Origin of the sequence: Citrobacter sp. L55 (assembly GCF_002850715.1) — a bacterium.
GTDB lineage: Bacteria > Pseudomonadota > Gammaproteobacteria > Enterobacterales > Enterobacteriaceae > Citrobacter > Citrobacter braakii.
Genome location: NZ_KZ559417.1, coordinates 22809 through 41000, shown reverse-complemented (window position 1 = coordinate 41000; position 18192 = coordinate 22809). Strand labels below are relative to the sequence as shown.

At 51.2% G+C, this 18192-nt stretch carries 13 protein-coding genes and 6 pseudogenes; 13 read left to right on the top strand and 6 right to left on the bottom strand.

Annotation, left to right across the window (positions count from 1 at the left end):
- The first annotated feature begins 24 nt into the window (after window positions 1–24).
- From B9P82_RS24250 to B9P82_RS24190, 12 genes and pseudogenes are all read left to right on the top strand, one after another.
- Window positions 25–1293: a PAAR domain-containing protein gene (locus tag B9P82_RS24250; protein ID WP_101701094.1), complete on the top strand. Its 1269-nt coding sequence runs from the start codon at window positions 25–27 to the stop codon at window positions 1291–1293.
- On the top strand, window positions 1293–1715 hold the full coding sequence (locus B9P82_RS24245; protein WP_101701093.1) for a DUF1240 domain-containing protein: 423 nt from the start codon (window positions 1293–1295) through the stop codon (window positions 1713–1715). The genes B9P82_RS24250 and B9P82_RS24245 overlap by 1 nt, the downstream gene beginning before the upstream one ends.
- Window positions 1716–1742: 27 nt before the next feature.
- Window positions 1743–2249 (top strand): hypothetical protein, encoded by a 507-nt coding sequence (locus B9P82_RS24240; protein ID WP_101701092.1) that lies wholly within the window; start codon window positions 1743–1745, stop codon window positions 2247–2249.
- A 2-nt stretch (window positions 2250–2251) separates the two neighbouring features.
- Window positions 2252–4006, top strand: a complete 1755-nt coding sequence (tssF, locus tag B9P82_RS24235; RefSeq protein ID WP_101701091.1) for a type VI secretion system baseplate subunit TssF — start codon at window positions 2252–2254, stop codon at window positions 4004–4006.
- Window positions 3970–5055 (top strand): type VI secretion system baseplate subunit TssG, encoded by a 1086-nt coding sequence (gene tssG / locus B9P82_RS24230; RefSeq protein ID WP_101701090.1) that lies wholly within the window; start codon window positions 3970–3972, stop codon window positions 5053–5055. Before tssF ends, tssG begins: the two co-directional genes overlap by 37 nt.
- The gene (gene tssJ, locus B9P82_RS24225) at window positions 5033–5578 is read left to right on the top strand and encodes a type VI secretion system lipoprotein TssJ (protein ID WP_101701089.1); all 546 of its coding nucleotides are present in this window, start codon (window positions 5033–5035) and stop codon (window positions 5576–5578) included. The genes tssG and tssJ overlap by 23 nt, the downstream gene beginning before the upstream one ends.
- Window positions 5578–6033 (top strand): type VI secretion system baseplate subunit TssE, encoded by a 456-nt coding sequence (tssE, locus tag B9P82_RS24220; protein WP_101701088.1) that lies wholly within the window; start codon window positions 5578–5580, stop codon window positions 6031–6033. Before tssJ ends, tssE begins: the two co-directional genes overlap by 1 nt.
- A gap of 14 nt (window positions 6034–6047) precedes the next feature.
- Complete coding sequence (locus B9P82_RS24215; protein ID WP_101701087.1) at window positions 6048–6518, top strand: hypothetical protein; 471 nt, start codon at window positions 6048–6050, stop codon at window positions 6516–6518.
- A 121-nt stretch (window positions 6519–6639) separates the two neighbouring features.
- Window positions 6640–7038 (top strand): YdcA family protein, encoded by a 399-nt coding sequence (locus B9P82_RS29520; RefSeq protein ID WP_101701086.1) that lies wholly within the window; start codon window positions 6640–6642, stop codon window positions 7036–7038.
- Between the two features lie 243 nt (window positions 7039–7281).
- A pseudogene (locus tag B9P82_RS24200) lies at window positions 7282–8525 on the top strand (GIY-YIG nuclease family protein).
- Between the two features lie 77 nt (window positions 8526–8602).
- The gene (locus B9P82_RS24195) at window positions 8603–10429 is read left to right on the top strand and encodes a 3'-5' exonuclease (RefSeq protein ID WP_371412090.1); all 1827 of its coding nucleotides are present in this window, start codon (window positions 8603–8605) and stop codon (window positions 10427–10429) included.
- Window positions 10416–11789, top strand: a complete 1374-nt coding sequence (locus B9P82_RS24190) for a VasL domain-containing protein (protein WP_101701083.1) — start codon at window positions 10416–10418, stop codon at window positions 11787–11789. Before B9P82_RS24195 ends, B9P82_RS24190 begins: the two co-directional genes overlap by 14 nt.
- Before the next feature lie 121 nt (window positions 11790–11910).
- Here the strand turns inward: B9P82_RS24190 and B9P82_RS24185 are convergent.
- From B9P82_RS24185 to tnpA, 4 genes and pseudogenes are all read right to left on the bottom strand, one after another.
- A pseudogene (locus tag B9P82_RS24185) lies at window positions 11911–12531 on the bottom strand (IS66 family transposase); the annotation flags it as partial.
- Window positions 12532–12568: 37 nt separating this feature from the next.
- Window positions 12569–13980: pseudogene (locus B9P82_RS24180) on the bottom strand (IS66 family transposase).
- Window positions 13981–13999: 19 nt separating this feature from the next.
- Window positions 14000–14347, bottom strand: a complete 348-nt coding sequence (gene tnpB, locus B9P82_RS24175) for an IS66 family insertion sequence element accessory protein TnpB (protein WP_101701082.1) — start codon at window positions 14345–14347, stop codon at window positions 14000–14002.
- Window positions 14344–14979 (bottom strand): IS66-like element accessory protein TnpA, encoded by a 636-nt coding sequence (gene tnpA, locus B9P82_RS24170; protein ID WP_101701128.1) that lies wholly within the window; start codon window positions 14977–14979, stop codon window positions 14344–14346. Before tnpA ends, tnpB begins: the two co-directional genes overlap by 4 nt.
- A 232-nt stretch (window positions 14980–15211) precedes the next feature.
- Here tnpA and B9P82_RS24165 point away from each other — a divergent pair.
- Window positions 15212–16060: pseudogene (locus tag B9P82_RS24165) on the top strand (IS3 family transposase); the annotation flags it as partial.
- 624 nt (window positions 16061–16684) lie between these two features.
- Here the strand turns inward: B9P82_RS24165 and B9P82_RS29515 are convergent.
- A pseudogene (locus tag B9P82_RS29515) lies at window positions 16685–17813 on the bottom strand (carboxylesterase family protein); the annotation flags it as partial.
- A 117-nt stretch (window positions 17814–17930) separates the two neighbouring features.
- A pseudogene (locus tag B9P82_RS29510) lies at window positions 17931–18192 on the bottom strand (carboxylesterase family protein); the annotation flags it as partial.

Below are 18192 nucleotides of genomic sequence, written 5' to 3'. Positions count from 1 at the left end.
CAGAATTCAGCTAAAGGGAAAAATATGGCAGCAGAAGGCTTTTACCTGGTGCAGGGCGACAAGACGACCTGCGGCGGGAAAATCACCACGGGCGCAGAGGATCACACTCTGTTTGATAAACCTGTAGCGCGGGAGCAGGACAGTGTGACCTGCGGGAAGCATGCCGGACTATTCAAGATAGCCGGCGGCATCGACAACGATACTATTCATGACCGGCGAATGGCCGGAACCCTCGACAGCTATAGTACTTGCCCCTGCAAGGCGAGGTTTATTCCATCAATGATGGATGATACATACGAGAAGAGCAGTGGAGCTTCCGCTGGGGAATCGGCAGCAGGCTTTACAGCGGCCCCGGCGCAGACTTCTCCTGAGTTGCCTGGTTATCTGACCGGTGAGCAAAAGCCAACGGGATTCGTATCTGATTACCCTGTGTTAAAAAACACACATGATTTACCTGATGAAAAGTTAAGAATGATGTTTAAGAAAAATAACCAAGACATCATGTTACTAACTTTACCCGAAGTGTTTGAGATATTGTCATCCTGGGGGGCGTGGAAATACGGTTGGATTGCGATAACTGAAAGCACACCAGGTCAAATAATTGTTAACTATGGTACAAATATAAAGGATGTCGTCACAACATCCATGTTGGTGGGGCAGTTAGGTAGTTTTGGGATAAAGGCCACGGTATATGTGAATCATAAAGGCACAGAATTGATTAAAATCAGTGGCTACCCAGGGGTTAGGAAAATATTAAATGCGCCAGTTTTTTCTGCAAAGAACCCTAAGGTTGTAGATATAGGCATAGGCAAGTATGGTCTGGCGAAATCGATCATAGAAGGTGCAAGATTAACTTTTTATGTGGCTGCAGCATATCGCACTATCGATTACATTATGAATGATGAAACCTCCTTCGCTGAATTTATTGGTAGTCTGGCAACAGATGCAGTTAAAATTGGTATAGCATCTGCTGTCGTTTGGGGGGGGGGACTGGTTCTGGTAACTCCATGGATCGTTGCAAACTTAGCAATAGTTGTCGTCGTTGGTGGTGTTGCTGCCATTACCTTAAATGTTCTTGATGAAAAATTTGGTGCGACTGACAAGGTTGTAGCCTATATAGAGTCAGCACAACAAGAATTTGCAAACAAAGCCAGAGAGGCTGAACAGGGATTACTGGATCTTGGGGCAATGTTTGCTGAGCAAATGTTAATTAGAGGAAAGAATGTGATTATTGAGGAGGTTCGAAATTATATTCGGGATAATCTGACGAGTATTCAACGGAGATTGTACTGATGTTTGAAGAAAAAATCCGACCTTTTCTTGCTATAGTAATAATCCTCGGCTTATGCGTGCTGAGTATTTATCTTGGAAATAGTATATTTCAGTCATACTTCTCTTTCGAAGATAGCATTGTTTTCTCATGGTTAAGCATTGCATTAATTGCCTTGCCTGTTGTGATGATTTTTCCACTTATTTATTTTATTCTGATGATTGTTAAGGGGAAGGATTTTGCTTTCAAAACAATGGATAATTATGTTTCTTATTTGAAGTGGAGTTGCATTGCTATCGTAGTATTAGGAGTGTTATTTTCCTGTTTGTACCCCAAAGAATTGCTCAACAAGGGATATCTCCGTTGTAATGGTGTTCCTTCGGGCTGGATGGCAGGAACTGCAACCCGCTATGTTAAAGATCCGTCTATCTGCGTCATACATTGACGACCTAACATCGCAGGTGATTGATTTATGAGTCCTAAACATAGATTTTTTGGTAACCTTATTATTTGGTGTGTTTCCTCAATAGGCTCTTTGTGGTTCGCAATTGATGCATATAGTGAGTTATTTGGGTTTGGAAGTGACATTGTATTTTCACCAACAGTTTCCGCTTTGCTAATGATTCCGATTATTCTGATATTTCCATGTATATATTGGTATTTGGCTATGCGGTACGGCGAGGAACAGGCGGTTATTAAATGTAAAAAAACAAGCAGAGTATTTATTGGTCTGGTAGGTGTTTTTATCGTCAGTTCTGTCATCTTTTCGTTTGCGTACACTTCGACTCTTGAGAGTAAAGGCTATGTGAAATGCACCGGCCGTCCTGATGGATGCCGGGGATGGCCACTGAGTATGTACTACCACCATCGGTATGTGGGCAGCGTGGTAATTAATAAGATGTTCCTTTCCTCAGGAACATCATCAGCACAATTTTATTCAGATAATACTATTCATTCAGCAATTATTGAGCAGAAATAAATATGGATGATTTAACCCTGCGTTATTATGACGCTGAAATGCGATATCTGCTGGAAGCCGGTGAAGAGTTTGCGCGTGCTCACCCCGAGCAGGCGGCAATGCTCAATCTCGATAAAGCAGGGGCGCGCGACCCTTACGTGGAGCGGCTGTTCGAGGGCTTTGCCTTCCTGATGGGCCGGCTGCGCGAAAAGCTCGATGACGACCTGCCTGAACTGACCGAAGGGCTGGTCAGCCTGCTGTGGCCGCATTACCTGCGTACCATTCCGTCCATGTCGGTGGTGGAATTCACCCCTGACTGGCGTGAGATGAAAGAGCAGATGCGCATCGTCAAAGGCTTTGAGGTGAACTCGCGGCCGATCGGTGAGAAAGGCACGCGTTGCCGGTACACCACCACCAAAGAGATTACCCTTCAGCCATTGTCGCTTGAGAGTGCCCAACTGGCGACCGATCCAGATGGCCGTTCGGTCATCACGCTGCGCTTTAACTGCAGTCATCTCGCCGACTGGAGCCGTGTCGATCTCAGCCAGCTCCCGTTCTACTTCAACGCTGATGCACCGCTGGCCTGCGCCATGCATGAGGCCTTTACCATGAACACGGCCCGCCTATGGTTGCGGATGCCGGGAGACATGGACAGAAGACCGCTCGACGGGTATTTCACCGCGCTGGGTTTCGGCGACGACGATGACCTGTGGCCGAAGGGAAGCAGCAGCTTTAGCGGCTATCAACTGCTGCTGGAGTACTTCACCTTCCGTGAAAAATTCATGTTCACAGGGCTGCGTGGGCTGGAGACCGTGGTCTTTCCGGCTGAGCTCCCCTGGTTTGAAATTGACGTGGTACTGGCGGAGCGCTGGGAGCATGATTTCAGCTTTACCGAAAAGCATCTGCGCCTGAACTGTGTGCCGGTGATTAACCTGTTCCCGCTGGAATCCGACCCGCTGACGCTCAACTCCCTGCAGACAGAATACATGCTGCGCCCGATGCGCGTGCAGGATGGCCATACCGAGATTTACGCGGTGGATTCGGTGATGTCATCGAGCCAGCATACCTACGTGCCGTTTTCGAGCTTCCGCCACAAAGGCGGAATGATGCGTCATGAAGCGCCGGAATATTACTACCACACCCGCGTGCGCCGTGGCCCATCGGGCCTGCATAACACCTGGCTTATCCTTGGCGGTGAGGCCTTTGATAACCATACCGTACCGGAAGACGAAAGCCTGTCGCTGACGCTTACCGGCACCAACGGCCAACTGCCACGACGAGCACTGCAGAGCACGGTGCTGGATACGGTGATGAAAACCACCTCGGCCAGTATCGGCGTGCGTAACCTGTGTGCGCCGACACTGCCCTGTTATCCGCCGGCGCAGGATCGTTTTCACTGGCGCGTGCTGAGTCACCTCGGCAGCGGATTCCTGTCGATGATGGATAATGCCGATGTGCTGCGCGGTACCCTGGCGCTATACGAATGGACCGACAGCGAGATGAACCGCCGCCGACTGGAAGCCATCATTGACGTGAAGCACAGCGAAACCGAGCGGTTTGAGCAGGGCTATCTGGTGCGCGGTGTGCAGATTGAGGTCACTCTGGACAGTCACGGCTTTGCCGGGCGCGGTGATATCTGTCTGTTCGGCGAGATGCTGAGCCGCTTCTTCGCGCTGTACACCGACATCTACCTGTTTAACCGCCTGATTATTATTCTGCAACCGACCGGAGAGCGCCTGGAATGGGAAGAGAAGCACAACCGCCGCATTCCCGGCTGACCCCGCGGCTGGAGTCTGACCTTCACCGCATTAACTTTTATCGTTTATGCCAGCTGCTGGAGAAACGTAATCCGGGCAGGCCACTGATGGGCTCGACCAGCCATCCGGCAGATGACCCGGTGCGGTTTGCGCCGCATCCGGGGATGGGTTTCCCGGCGAGCGAGCTGAAGGCTGTCGAATATGACGAGGATGATGAAAGCAGGCCACCGCTCATCCGCACGACCTTTATGGGGATGTACGGCGTCGATTCCCCCTTACCAACGGCATACCTCAATGACATCACCCAGCGTCGCGAAGGACACGAGGCGCTGCAGGGCTTTCTGGATATCTTCAGCCACCGCATCCTGACGCAGTTTTACCGCATCTGGCGAAAATACTCGTACCCGGCCACCTTTGAGCCCGGCGGCACCGACAGCATTTCACAGTCGCTGCTGGGCCTAGTGGGGCTGGGCATTCCGGGCACCGCAGAGCACATCGCCACGCCGGTATCGCGCTTTCTGTCGCTGCTTGGCGTACTGCAGCAGCCAGGTAAAACCCAGGAGGGGATGCAGGCGCTGGTGAGCCTGCTGGCACCGGATACCACCGTACAGGTTAGCCCGTACTGCCTGCGGCCGGTGGAGGTCAGTCAGCCGCTGGGCTTTTATGGTGATGACGATTTTCTTCTGGATGGCAACACGCCGCTGGGTGAAGAAGCTATGGATGCTAACAGTCAGTTGCTGATTGCCCTGTCCACCGATAACGAACAGGAATCACAGGGCTGGAAACCTGATGGTCTGCTGTATCAGGACTTTCTCGTGATGCTGCGTGTCTATCTGGGCTGGCGCTTTAAGGCAAAAATCACCCTGACCACCCGCACCCGGCTGCTGGCCGCGCCGCCCCTTGGCGAAGGCCCATTCTGGCTGGGGATGAATGGCGTGCTGGGCGCGGAAGACGAAGTTCTCCCGGACGATATCCCGAAGACCTATACGACCGAACTGGGCTATTACACCGGACTGCAGCCCGCAACACCACAACAAGGAAACCGACGTGTTACGTACAAGTTTAACTAAAAAATCGCGCTGGCTGTTACCCCTGCTGGCATTCAGCCTGGCAGGCTGCGGGGTGACGCAGGGCATCACCGATGGCAGCAAATCAGCATTTAACGCCGTGTTCTACAAAAAGATTAAGGTGTTGCACCTCGATTTCACCGCCCGTGAAGCGCTGAACACCGATTCCCGCGAGAGTAACTCGCTGTCTGAGTCGGTGGTGGTCCGTATCTACCAGTTGAAAGACCGCAAAACCTTCGACAAAACGGTCTACCAGCAGTTGCTGAAAGACGGGGAGACCATTCTGAAACCTGACCTGCTGGCGAGTCGTGATGTGGTGGTTAAGCCTGGCGGTGATACGAACCTGAATATGCCGATGGAGGCCGATGCACAGTTTGTGGCGGTGGTGGGGCTGTTCCGTCACCCGGACATGGTCAACAACACCTGGAAGCGGGTGATGGGGCGTGAAGAACTTGACCCGGATAAGCCGCGCATTCTGGAAGCCGGTAACAATCATCTGACGCTGCAACCTCTCAAGGACAACTGATGCCCCAGGGACACAACACACCTTCATTGTATGAAATGCTCACCGGTAACTTTACCGGAGGCCTCGATCTCCACCGGGTCAGCGAGCAAAATCAGGTGATTTTGTCCGTGCTCGATAACATGCAGCGCATCCTCAACTGTCGCGCCGGCACGCTGGCGCATCTGCCGGACTATGGCCTGCCCGATATGACAAAAATACTGCAGGGCATGCCCGGCACCGCACATGAGCTGATGGGCACCCTGTCTGCTGTCCTGCTCAAATATGAGCCACGTCTGAAAAAAGTTACTGTCGTCCTGCTGGAGCAGAACGCCCCCGGCGAGTTGCGTTATGCCATTGATGCTGAGCTTAAGGGGATTGGCCTCGTGCGTTACGGCACCGAGTTTATGCCCGAGGGACGAGTGATGCTCAGACACCTGAAGCAACAGCAGTATATCGAGACCACAACCCGTCTGTAAGGCCAGATAAAAGCATGTCAGTAAAATCACAGTTTCTCGAAAAATTGCAGACCAGACAGTCTGCTCCGGCTTCATCTGTCAGTAAGAGTCAGACTGATATTGCAGAGTTTCGCCTGCGAATGGCGCAGCTTCAGGAGCAGATGGACGCGTGGCTGGTGGGTACCGGACTGAATGTGGAGACGGTCAGTACATCCGTTACGGACCTGCTGGTTGAGGGGAGAGTATTTGGTATTGCCACCCTCGTTCTGCGTATCGACGACCGGTCTGTAAAATTTGTGCCGGCATTTCTTTATGGTCAGGGTGTAACCGGGTGCGTGGAGGCGACCTTCCATGATGGGAGGTATACGACTTCACTGGGGCGATTATTTATGCGGTCAGGCACGGTGAACCACTGGACCTTTACTCCGCCTGGTGCTTTATCCCCCTCCGGGCAGGATTTTGATGAGAGCACATTTTTTGGTTTGATTCTGACGCTGCTTCCATAGCGGAACCGGAATGAGTAATTTTTTGTTTGCCTGTCAGCCATTGCATAATTACCTGGCGAAACAGTTAATGGCTGACGGAGAACAGAGCCACAAAATAACGAAATAAATCAAGGGTATGGAAATGAGAAAATTAATCTTTCTTCTGGTCTCAGGGATACTGTTTACGGCACAAGCCGATGCTGCGCGTGGAAGGCAGCCCTGCTCAGGTTCAAAAGGAGGTATAGCACACTGCACATCGGATGGACGTTTTGTCTGTAATGACGGGAGTTTGAGCCAGTCGAAGCGATTCTGCTCCGGATATGGTTCCTCAGAAACCAGCAATCCGGTAAGTCCGTCTACCTCCACTCGTAAAGCTAAGACGAAAAAAGTGACAACTGCGAAAAAGCAGGAACCGCAACGTGTTGCAGAAAACGACGAACCGGTCAGCACGCAACCCCGACAGCCCACATGCGCTCCCCTCTACATGGCCAACAAACCCGGATACACCCATTTACCGATTTGCTCAGGAAACCAGTATTAATCGGGTACAGGAAAGGCTCTTTGTAGTTGCACACTGAATTTTGCCACCTGAACAGAGGTGATATCGTTAGGTATTACAGCGCGCTCAGGCCACACGAGTATAACGGTGGGTTACCACCAAACGAATCGGAAAACCGATACTGGAAAACTCTAAAACGATGGCCAGTTTTAGTTGAACACTACATTTTGCCCGTTATTCAGATTAAATAGTCAGGATTAAAAGAAGAAAGGAAAGAAATAAAACATGGCAAGAAGAAAAAAAGATGACAATGCTGCGGGTATTATTCTGGTTATTATTGGCGTCATTGCCTGGGGTGTTTATGTCGCGGTAAGAGCATTAATCAATATTAATGAGCGATTTATTGAATCTGTGTCGAATCCGGCCGGAATTATCGGTCTGTTCTTTGGCTTACTGATAGCCGTTGCATTAATAATACGGGTTTTCATTTACCGGGGCTTCCGGAAGAAAACAGCAGAGCTTGAACAGGCCATGTCGGACTTGGCACAGAAAGAGAAAGCCTTTGACGAAACGGTTCGTACTGAAGTGGCTCGCGGTCTGTATCAGGAAAAGCAACGCCTTGCAGGTCAGTGGGATGAGTTTCACAATGCCAGAAATAAAGCCTCCCGGGCACTGCAGCGCATTGTGGACTCCGCGTATAAATTCAAAGTCAAAACCCTGCTTTCCGGCACTACGGTAAATAACTGGCAAAGCAAGTACGACCAGCTCAGGAAGGAGAGAGTGGTTTACGCGGCCATCAGCGAGAAAATTACCTTTCTGAAACTTGAAGATAACGCCGACTGGGAAGGCGTAAAACAGCAGTTTCTGGATAAGGTCGCCCTGCTTGAAAAAGCGCAGGAAGAAAAAGAATATCAGGCTGAGCTCAAGCGTCAGATGCGGGAAGAAAAACAGCGTCAGGATGAGCTGGAGCAGCAGCAGCGCGAAGCGGAAGAGGAGGAGCAACGCCTTGCTGAGCAGCAGCGTTTACTTGAAGAGGCTCTGCTCGCCGCTGAGGGGGCTCACCGGGAAGAGCTGGAAAGGCAGCGTCTGGAGCTGGAGCAGAAAATCCAGGATGTTCATCAGCAGTATGAGCGCGCCAAATCCATGGCCCAGCTTACAAAGCAGGGACATGTGTATGTGATTTCGAATATCGGCTCCTTCGGTGAAAACGTATTTAAAATTGGCATGACCCGACGGCTGGAGCCTTGGAGCGTGTGAAAGAACTGAGCGGGGCAGCCGTGCCGTTTGATTTTGACGTCCACGCCATGATTTCCTGCGATGATGCCCCCGCACTTGAAAAGACACTTCACGACCATCTGGAAAGCTACCGTATCAACAGGGTTAACCTGCGTAAGGAATTTTTCCGGGTCGAGCTCAGCAGAATTATCGATGAGGTGGAGCGTCACCACGGGCAGGTTGAATATATTGCTGACCCGGTGGCGCTGCATTACCTGCAGAGTCTCGAATATGCAGAAAGCGAAGCTGCATAACATCATATTCTGAAATTTTTACAGCGGAGCTATTGAAGGGCTCCGCTGATGGACTGCACATAAGTGGATAGCATTGCATGGCGAAATTAATGACGTCCCTGACGCTATGTTCAGGGAGAATGACGAACGGTGAGCGCCGTGTAGCCCAGCGCCTTGAATCACATCTCGCAGAGGACTGCCTTGTCTGGTATGACATCCCGGTGGGGCGGCAATACAGGCATCCTGACTTTGTTATTATTGATCCCGCAAACGGCCTTATTTTTCTTGAAGTCAAAGACTGGAAGCTGAGCACCCTTCATCATATTGACCCGCAGACTGTGACTCTCATGACTGCGCAGGGAGAAAAGCAGGAACAAAATCCGCTGGTACAGGTCAGGGAATATGCCTGTGCGACCGTCGAATCGTTATCCTGTGAGCCGAAACTGCAGCAAAATACCGGCCTGTACAAAGGTAAGCTCAATATTGCCTGGGCTTATGGTGTTGTATTTACCAGTATCACCCGCCAGCAACTGACCTCCCTCTCTGCCGATGGGGCAGTGGAATCCATTTTTCCCCGGGCACTGACGATTTGTCAGGATGAAATTACTGAGTCTGTCTCTTTATCTGCTTTTCGTTCTAAAATTTCGGGATTGTTTACCACCCGTTTCAGACCGAAAGTCACTCCGGCTGTCAGGGATATTTTACGCCAGCACCTGTTCCCGGAGATTGCGATTCGGTCAAAGAAAAAAAGTAATCAGGTCTGCAGGGTAATGGACCTGCAGCAGGAAGTTCTGGCCCGTAATCTCGGGGAAGGGCACCGCGTCATCCATGGGGTGGCGGGTTCCGGCAAGACTCTTATTTTACTCTACCGCTGTCTGTATCTTACAGAAACGACAGCGCGTCCTGTATTAGTGCTGTGTTTCAATATTATTCTGGCGAAATATATCCGTGAATGTGTTGCTGAAAGAGGGCTGTCGGGTAAAGTGCACGTTTATCATTTCCACGACTGGTGCGCGAGTGCTGCCCGAAAATTCAAGCTCAATGTGAGTGGTGAAGGGCTGTACTTTGATAACTATTTTACCGCGCTGGAAGATGCGGTTAACAGCGGTGCCGTGACCGACAGTGGTTATGATGCAGTGCTGATTGACGAGGGACATGATTTCGACCAGCGCTGGCTTTCATTAGTTGCCCGATTGTTTGATAACGCCTCCCGTTCATTATTGCTGATGTACGATGATGCGCAGTCACTGTACCGACGTGAGAGAGCACTTAACTTTTCGCTGGCGAGTGTGGGTATCCAGGCCCAGGGACGCACGTCTGTTCTTCGGGTTAACTACCGTAATCCCTGCCGCATTCTCAATTTCGCTTACGCCTTCTCACGCGACTATTTTGAAAGTCATCATAATCAGGAGCTCCCTCTGGTGCTGCCGGAAGCCTGCGGAGAGGAGGGTGATATTCCTGATATTGAATTATGCCATTCTGAAGCGGAGGAGGCCCGTCGTGTTGTGGCATGGCTGAAGGCGCAACACGTGGTTGCAGGCCGCTGGGGAGATATTGCTGTGCTGTGCCCGACAAGTTATTCAGCCGACAGGCTCACTGTATTGCTGGAGCAGCATAAGATACCCACCGCTATTAGCTTTACCTCCGGGGATAAAAAAGCCTATTCACATCGCGACGATGTTGTACACCTCATGACCTTTCAGAGCAGTAAAGGTCTTGAATTTCCTTACGTTGCCGTCATCAATGCGTCTTTTGTTCATAAAGCTGCTGAGGATGAGTCGGAAGCTATCCCGGCGCTTTATGTCGCGTTTACCCGCGCGACGCGTTCGCTGCTGGTGACCTGCTACAAAGAAAACAGCATCAGTCGTCAACTGACAAAATTTGCCGGCGTGGATTTGCAGGAGCAACAGGATGACTATGCGTAAAACGTTAAAAACCGGCGGCGACCCGCGCTCGCTACCGGATTATGCCGCCCTGCGCGATGAGCTGAGTAAGCTGACGCATCCGGCTCGCCCGGATGTGAACTGGCGTTATGCGGAAAAACTATGTCTCTCACTGTTCGAGCAGAACGGTGTGGAATTGCAAACAGCAGCCTGGTATACGCTTGCGCGTGCACAGCTGGCCGGTTTATTCGGGCTCAATGAAGGGCTGACGATACTCGAGGCCCTGATAAGCCATCAGTGGGGGGCAATGTGGCCTCAGCCAGTCCATGCGCGCATGGAAATTCTCAGCAGTCTGAGTCAGCGTCTGCAGCAACGAATGCGCTCGCTCCTGCTGAATTACAGCGACCTCAGCCAGTTGTACCGGGCGGAGCAACTGCTTACAGGTCTGGGAGAGGTACTGCAGCGTCTGGAGCTTAAGCATCTGAGTCAGCTCGATACGTTGCGTACCCTGATGCACAATTGTGCTGTCCGGCTGGAAAATAGCGATGGTATAACCAGTGCCGGGGCGAGCATTCAGCCTGGTATCGTATTACCTGCCACCGTGATGAATGATGCGACAGCATCCACGAGAGACTTTGCTGGTGGACCGGATGAAGATACGCCAGAGAGTGCAGTGAAGTGGGTTTACGTTGCGCAACCGGAACCGCAGCCGAATGTGGAAGTGCTGTCGACAATGCCTGTCCCGGTTAAAAATTGGAAATCCTTTGTCACCGGGATGTGTACCATGCTGGTGATAAGCATAGTCTCAGTGTGGAGCTGGCATTTTCTTCACCGTCCAGATCCTCTACAGACTCAGCTTGCTGCTTCACTGGCACCGTTTCCTGCACCTCTCACGTCTGAACAACTGGAGATGTTGCGTCAGCAGACTCCGTTACCTCAAGACCTTATCGCACAGACACAGCAGCAGCTTGCCCGGCTGGATAAATTACCTCCTGACTGGAATATCACTTACGCCAGAAAACTTATCGAACAGGTTCAGTCGTTGTGGCCGGAGCAGGCTAAGCCTCTGACACAGCAGTGGCAGCAACAGGTTAACGTCACAACATTGTCAACTGATGCAATGAATGGATGGCATGAGGGTATGCTCAAACTGCAGGATCTGACGGCACAGCTCAATACCCTGGATAGGCAAAAAGGAAAGTATATTACTGTCAGCGAGCTGAAATCACAGGTGTTTGCTACTACCCAGGCATTCAGTAAAACAGTGCCCGTTGAAGAACAGCTGCGGCAGATGAGCATTCGGGAAAACTCAGGGATGATCCCGTCCGCGCAAAAAATCCAGACAGAGCTGCGCCTGAAGCAGCTAATCAGTAGCTACTCGACGGTGACGGCTGATCAGTAGGCCGTTACCCGCATTCTGTTATTGTGTAAAAATACACTGGGTTGATCAGATTACTGTCCCTTCCTGCTGACAGAATCTGCAACAGAGCTATGTAAGCGTAAAGGCAGCGCCGCATTGACAGTTATTTAGAGGTCAGATCCACATTCCACGGCAGGAGATCCGCTACTTTATTACACGGCCACTCCGGCAGCACCCTCAGGATATGGCGCAGATAAGCCTCCGGGTCGATACCATTGAGTTTGCACGTACCGATCAGGCCGTACAACAGTGCGCCACGCTCTCCACCATGATCGCTGCCGAAGAAGATATAATTCTTTTTCCCAAGACACACGGCTCGCAGCGCTCGTTCCGCTGCATTATTGTCAGGTTCTGCCAGCCCGTCATCGCAGTAATAACACAGGACATCCCACTGGTTCAGCGTATACCCGAACGCCTCACCCAACCGGGATTTTTTCGACAAAGTCGCACTTTTATCCAACATCCACTCATGGAGTGAGTCGAGTAACGGTTTAGCCTGGACCTGTCTGGCTGACAACCTTTCTGCTTTCGGCCTGCCACGTATTTCTTCTTCTATTGCGTACAGCTCACCGATGCGTTTCAGGGCTTCCTCTGCCGTCGCTGTCTGAGTGCTTATATAGACATCGTGGATTTTTCGGCGCGCGTGGGCCCAGCAGGCCGCTTCGGTTAACGGACCGCCTTCACGTTCTGCGCTGAACAACCGATCGTAGCCTGCGAAGGTATCGTAAGCGTACAGCGAGAGCCGTATTGACAGGGATGCGTTATTCAGTTGGCAGTGTGATGCGCCAGGGCAACAGCTCTTTCACGCGGTTGGCAGGCCAGGTATTGATTACTGCTATGACGTGCCGCAACCAGGCTTCCGGTTCGATGCCGTTCAGTTTGCAGCTACCTATCAGGCTGTACATCACCGCAGCACTGTCACCGCCACTGTCTGAACCGAAGAACATATAGTTACGGCGACCCAGCGCCGCCACCTGCAACTGGATCCAGTCATACAACGACTGCATCAGCGGCACTGTTCTGCTTTTTCTGACCGCCAGCCGCTCTTCTGCCGGGCTCCCGCGGATCTCCGACTCTATGGCATATAACTCACCGATGCGGTTTAGCGCCTCCGTGGTAATGGCCGTCGGGTGGCGGACGTGAACATCGTGGATTTTGCGCCGGGCGTGCGCCATACAGGCCGCTTCGGTTACCCGCCCGTCTTCGTAGAGCGCGTTGTAACCCGCATACGCATCCGCCTGCAGCACGCCGCTGTACTTTGCCAGATGTCGCTGCGGGTGGATGCCCTTGCGATCCGGCGAGTAAGAGAACCACACCGCCGCCGGCATCACTGACCCGCCGTTACGATCATCACGAACGTACACCCACAGACGCCCGGTGCGGGTTTTGCCGCTTCCCGGCTCCAGCACATTCACCGGCGTGTCGTCTGCGTGCACTTTACCCGGCATCAGCACATAGTGATTGAGCCCGTCATACAGCGGACGTAACAACTCTCCCATGGTATCGACCCAGCGCCCCATCGTATTGCGGCTCAGCTCCACGCCCTGTCGGGCATAGATCTCCGCCTGGCGGTACAGCGGCAGATGTTCGGCGAACTTCGCCATGATGATGCGGGCCAGCAGGCCCGGGCTGGCGTAGCTGCGCTCGATCGGTTTCGGCGGCAGCGGTGCCTGCACGATACCGTCACACTGGCTGCACGCAAGCTTCGGCCGGACCGTTTCGATAACCCTGAACGCGGTGTTGATGATGTCGAGTTGTTCGGAGACACTTTCGCCCAGTGGGTTAGCTTACCGTGACAGGCCGGGCATTCGGTTTCTTGTGGCGGGATGACCTTTCTGTCGCGGGGAAGTGTGGCCGGAAGTGCCTTTCGGCCCGGGGCTCTGGCCGTCTCATCGCCTGCCATGGTGGTCAGTTGCGACTGTACGGCACCGAGCTTTTCCTGAAGCTCAGTTATTCGTTTTTCTGCCTGCGCGATTTTCTTTTCTATTTTCTCGCGGTTTTTCTCGCTGCTCCGCCCGAACAACATCCCCTGAAGTTTGGCTATCTGCGCAGTGAGCGTGGCTATCTCACGGCCATAGCCGGTTATCTCACCGGACAGACGCACGATAACGGCCTGCTGTGCAAGGATCAGGGCCTTCAGTTGGTCGATGTCGTCGGGAAGCGTGGTATTCATTCCCCTGTTTTATCACGGGTTATATCCGTATACCAAGCCGTTCCATGCGCTGCGGGTGCTTCCAGTTTATGCCTTCCAGCAGCATGGCAAGCTGTGCAGGAGTCAGATGTACTTTGCCGTCCCGGGTCACAGGCCAGACGAAGCGCCCACGCTCAAGTCGCTTGATGAACAGACACAGGCCGTCAGCATCGGCCCAGAGCACTTTGATCATGTCCCCCCGTCGCCCACGGAAGATGAAGACCTGACCGGAGAACGGATTGTCTTTCAGCGAGTTCTGTACCTTCGAGGCCAGCCCGTTGAACCCGTTGCGCATATCGGTCACGCCAGCCACTATCCAGATACGCGTCCCCGCCGGCAACATACTCATTGCGTACCTGCTTTCATTTCACCGATCAGCATGCGCAGAAGTTCGGGGGTCATCTGTCCCTTTATTCGCAGGGTGCCGAAGGGAAGTACCAGCTCGCAGCAGGGGCTGTCGACGGAAGGCTGCAGTGTGACTTGTGTCGGTTGTTCGGCCACTCGCTCTGTTTCAGTGAGGGTGACTGGCAGAAGCAAGGGAGAATCAGCATGGGGGCGCAGTAATCCACGTTTATACAGGTTGCGCCAGTTGAACAGCAAATTGTCGTTAATGCCGTGTTCACGCGCCAGCAGCGCGACGTTGGCGCCCGGAGCCAGCGCTTTTTCAACCAGCGCGATTTTGAACTCACGGGGAAAATTCGGCCGACGTGGTCGCTTACGGACGGCGGGTTCTTCGAGCAAAATGGGTTCAGGGGCTTCAGGTTGGTGTGCTGCGCCCTTACCGGGATAAAGCAGGGATGCGAGTTTTTCGGGCAGCATGTCAGCAGGCAACGGCCAGCTTATTTCGTGCTTTGCGAAGCGAGCAAAAAAATCACAGACAGTGCTTTTAGGAATACCCAGACGGCGACCGACTTCGAGTCGGGGTAAATGTTCATCAAAATGTAAGCGCAACGCCTCGGGGAGTAATGTCCGGTATTTCATAGTGATAATGTCCATTATAAATGATGGACATTATTTTCTCTGAACCGGAGGGACACCGACAGACGTCCTCTATGAGGCGCTTACNCGGGGTAAATGTTCATCAAAATGTAAGCGCAACGCCTCGGGGAGTAATGTCCGGTATTTCATAGTGATAATGTCCATTATAAATGATGGACATTATTTTCTCTGAACCGGAGGGACACCGACAGACGTCCTCTATGAGGCGCTTACCCAGAAGCGCGAAGTCGTGGTGTTGATGTGTGATGCGATCGGTCTGTCGCAACGTCGTGCCTGCAGACTCACAGGTTTGTCCCTGTCGACCTGCCGCTATGACGCTCAGCGTCCGGCGGCTGATGCCCATTTATCAGGGCGCATTACTGAACTGGCACTGGAGCGCAGGCGTTTTGGCTACCGCCGCATATGGCAGTTACTGCGCCGTGAAGGGCTTCTGGTTAATCACAAGCGCGTGTACCGCCTTTATCATCTTAACGGGCTGGGCGTTAAACGCAGACGCCGTCGTAAAGGGCTTGCAACAGAACGTCTGCCGCTGCTCCGCCCGGCGGTGCCCAACATGACCTGGTCGATGGATTTCGTCATGGATGCGCTGGCTACCGGTCGCAGGATCAAGTGCCTTACCTGCGTCGATGACTTCACAAAGGAATGCCTGACGGTCACTGTTGCCTTCGGGATTTCAGGCGTACAGGTCACGCGTATTCTGGACAGCATTGCGCTGTTTCGCGGCTATCCGGCTACGCTAAGAACCGATCAGGGCCCGGAGTTTACCTGCCGCGCGCTCGATCAGTGGGCCTTTGAGCATGGAGTGGAGTTGCGACTTATCCAGCCCGGCAAGCCGACACAGAACGGATTTATTGAGAGTTTTAACGGACGCTTTCGCGATGAATGCCTGTATGAACACTGGTTCAGCGACGTCAGTCATGCCAGGAAAACCATCAGCGAATGGCGTCAAGATTATAACGAATGTCGCCCGCACTCCACGCTGAATTATCAGACGCCGTCTGAATTTGCAGCGAGCTGGAGAAAGGGTAATTCTGAGAGTGAAGGATCCGAAATTACTAACTGAGTTTTGTATTTAATCCTGGGGGCAGGTCAGGCATGGTATACATTCCATCTATACAATAACCATCAGTCACATCTTATTTTTCCACGCGTGTGTGAAAGATACATTCACCTTTGATAGGCTCATTGATAGATTTAGCCAAAGTATTATCATGGAATTGTCCCTACAACATTTAATCCAAACCGAAATTCATCTGACAGATATCTAATAAGCACCATTTCAGAATACCACAAACCNCCACGCGTGTGTGAAAGATACATTCACCTTTGATAGGCTCATTGATAGATTTAGCCAAAGTATTATCATGGAATTGTCCCTACAACATTTAATCCAAACCGAAATTCATCTGACAGATATCTAATAAGCACCATTTCAGAATACCACAAACCTGGGGTAAAGGAGTTATAACCCCCTCATACAACCAAGTTGAAATTTACGACAGTTTTACATGCTTTTTCATTACCTTTTTGAAAAGTGCTAATCTAGCATGCATAAAACGTTTCTCGACTTTAAAACCCGCATATTTATCAATCCCGATCCTTAACACTCTATCACGACCACGAATACAGGCAGGCCATTTAACCGGGCCATATAAGACATTNCCCCCTCATACAACCAAGTTGAAATTTACGACAGTTTTACATGCTTTTTCATTACCTTTTTGAAAAGTGCTAATCTAGCATGCATAAAACGTTTCTCGACTTTAAAACCCGCATATTTATCAATCCCGATCCTTAACACTCTATCACGACCACGAATACAGGCAGGCCATTTAACCGGGCCATATAAGACATTGCACGAACGGGAAGCATTTCTAGCAAAGTTGACCCAATAATCAGCAACATACCCAGCAAATAAAGAATCACGTTTATTAATACACGTTAGTGGTGGTACCGTTTTACGTAAATTATCAAAAATATACGGTAACTCATCTCCATGGGATGTCCCTCTGGGATAAATTTCATGTTCTGCTTCAGTAACATAATCAAACCAGTAGCGCCAGCAAGGTTCATTGACTTGCTGTTGCNTCAAAAATATACGGTAACTCATCTCCATGGGATGTCCCTCTGGGATAAATTTCATGTTCTGCTTCAGTAACATAATCAAACCAGTAGCGCCAGCAAGGTTCATTGACTTGCTGTTGCGCCTTCATGACAATATATCCAAGTGTAGTAAATGCCATGTCACGACAAACCACACGCCCCAACTCAACGTCCCCTTTCACACCAGAATACAATAACTTGATTAATTCAAAGCCAAAACGGCTCTCATGTCTAATATTTTTAATCAGCCTGGAAAAATCGATACCCAGACCAGCCATGACACTTGCTTCATCGCTATTAGAACCAATCAAAACAGGCATACGTTGGTGTTTTCCAGCAAGGAAAACATCAAGAGTGGGAACAGGTAGAACCGAATCGCCAGAAATTGGTGTGGGAGAATTTCCTGGTATGCCATTCAGTGAGCTAAAAATCTCAGGAGGGAGTGCACGAAGTTGCTCCGCCGTTGCATTAGGCAAACCGAATTTTTCTGCTAAACCAATGCCATGCTCTAAAGCTTTTTGGCTGGGCGTATCAGGCAATGTATATCCACTCTGGATAATGGCTTTATGGAACAATCCTGCTGCCAGGGGAGAGGCCATTAATGACATGACACTACGAGCACCTGCGGACCCACCAAATAACGTAATATTTGTCGGGTCACCACCAAATTCTGAGATATTCTCCCGGACCCATTGCAATGCTGAAATCTGATCGNCACTCTGGATAATGGCTTTATGGAACAATCCTGCTGCCAGGGGAGAGGCCATTAATGACATGACACTACGAGCACCTGCGGACCCACCAAATAACGTAATATTTGTCGGGTCACCACCAAATTCTGAGATATTCTCCCGGACCCATTGCAATGCTGAAATCTGATCGAGCAAGGCAAAATTATGAACACAATCTTCATCTTCAAGGGCTGGATGAGCGAAAAAACCCAGATATCCGAGACGGTAATTGATAGTAACAACAACAACATTACGACGGGCAAGTGCATAGCCATCATAGGTCGGTAAGCTTCCGGATCCACTCGTGTAACTACCACCGTGAAGCCACACCATGACAGGTAAAGAATGTCCACGTACAGCC

Bases quoted from the DNA above. Each gene is read 5' to 3' on its own strand.
- B9P82_RS24190 (WP_101701083.1), top strand. From the start codon at position 10,416: ATGACTATGCGTAAAACGTTAAAAACCGGCGGCGACCCGCGCTCGCTA.
- B9P82_RS29520 (WP_101701086.1), top strand. From the start codon at position 6,640: ATGAGAAAATTAATCTTTCTTCTGGTCTCAGGGATACTGTTTACGGCA.
- B9P82_RS24195 (WP_371412090.1), top strand. From the start codon at position 8,603: ATGGCGAAATTAATGACGTCCCTGACGCTATGTTCAGGGAGAATGACG.
- tnpA (WP_101701128.1), bottom strand. From the start codon at position 14,979: ATGAAATACCGGACATTACTCCCCGAGGCGTTGCGCTTACATTTTGAT.
- B9P82_RS24240 (WP_101701092.1), top strand. From the start codon at position 1,743: ATGAGTCCTAAACATAGATTTTTTGGTAACCTTATTATTTGGTGTGTT.
- tssF (WP_101701091.1), top strand. From the start codon at position 2,252: ATGGATGATTTAACCCTGCGTTATTATGACGCTGAAATGCGATATCTG.
- tssE (WP_101701088.1), top strand. From the start codon at position 5,578: ATGCCCCAGGGACACAACACACCTTCATTGTATGAAATGCTCACCGGT.
- tssG (WP_101701090.1), top strand. From the start codon at position 3,970: ATGGGAAGAGAAGCACAACCGCCGCATTCCCGGCTGACCCCGCGGCTG.
- B9P82_RS24250 (WP_101701094.1), top strand. From the start codon at position 25: ATGGCAGCAGAAGGCTTTTACCTGGTGCAGGGCGACAAGACGACCTGC.
- B9P82_RS24215 (WP_101701087.1), top strand. From the start codon at position 6,048: ATGTCAGTAAAATCACAGTTTCTCGAAAAATTGCAGACCAGACAGTCT.
- B9P82_RS24245 (WP_101701093.1), top strand. From the start codon at position 1,293: ATGTTTGAAGAAAAAATCCGACCTTTTCTTGCTATAGTAATAATCCTC.
- tnpB (WP_101701082.1), bottom strand. From the start codon at position 14,347: ATGAGTATGTTGCCGGCGGGGACGCGTATCTGGATAGTGGCTGGCGTG.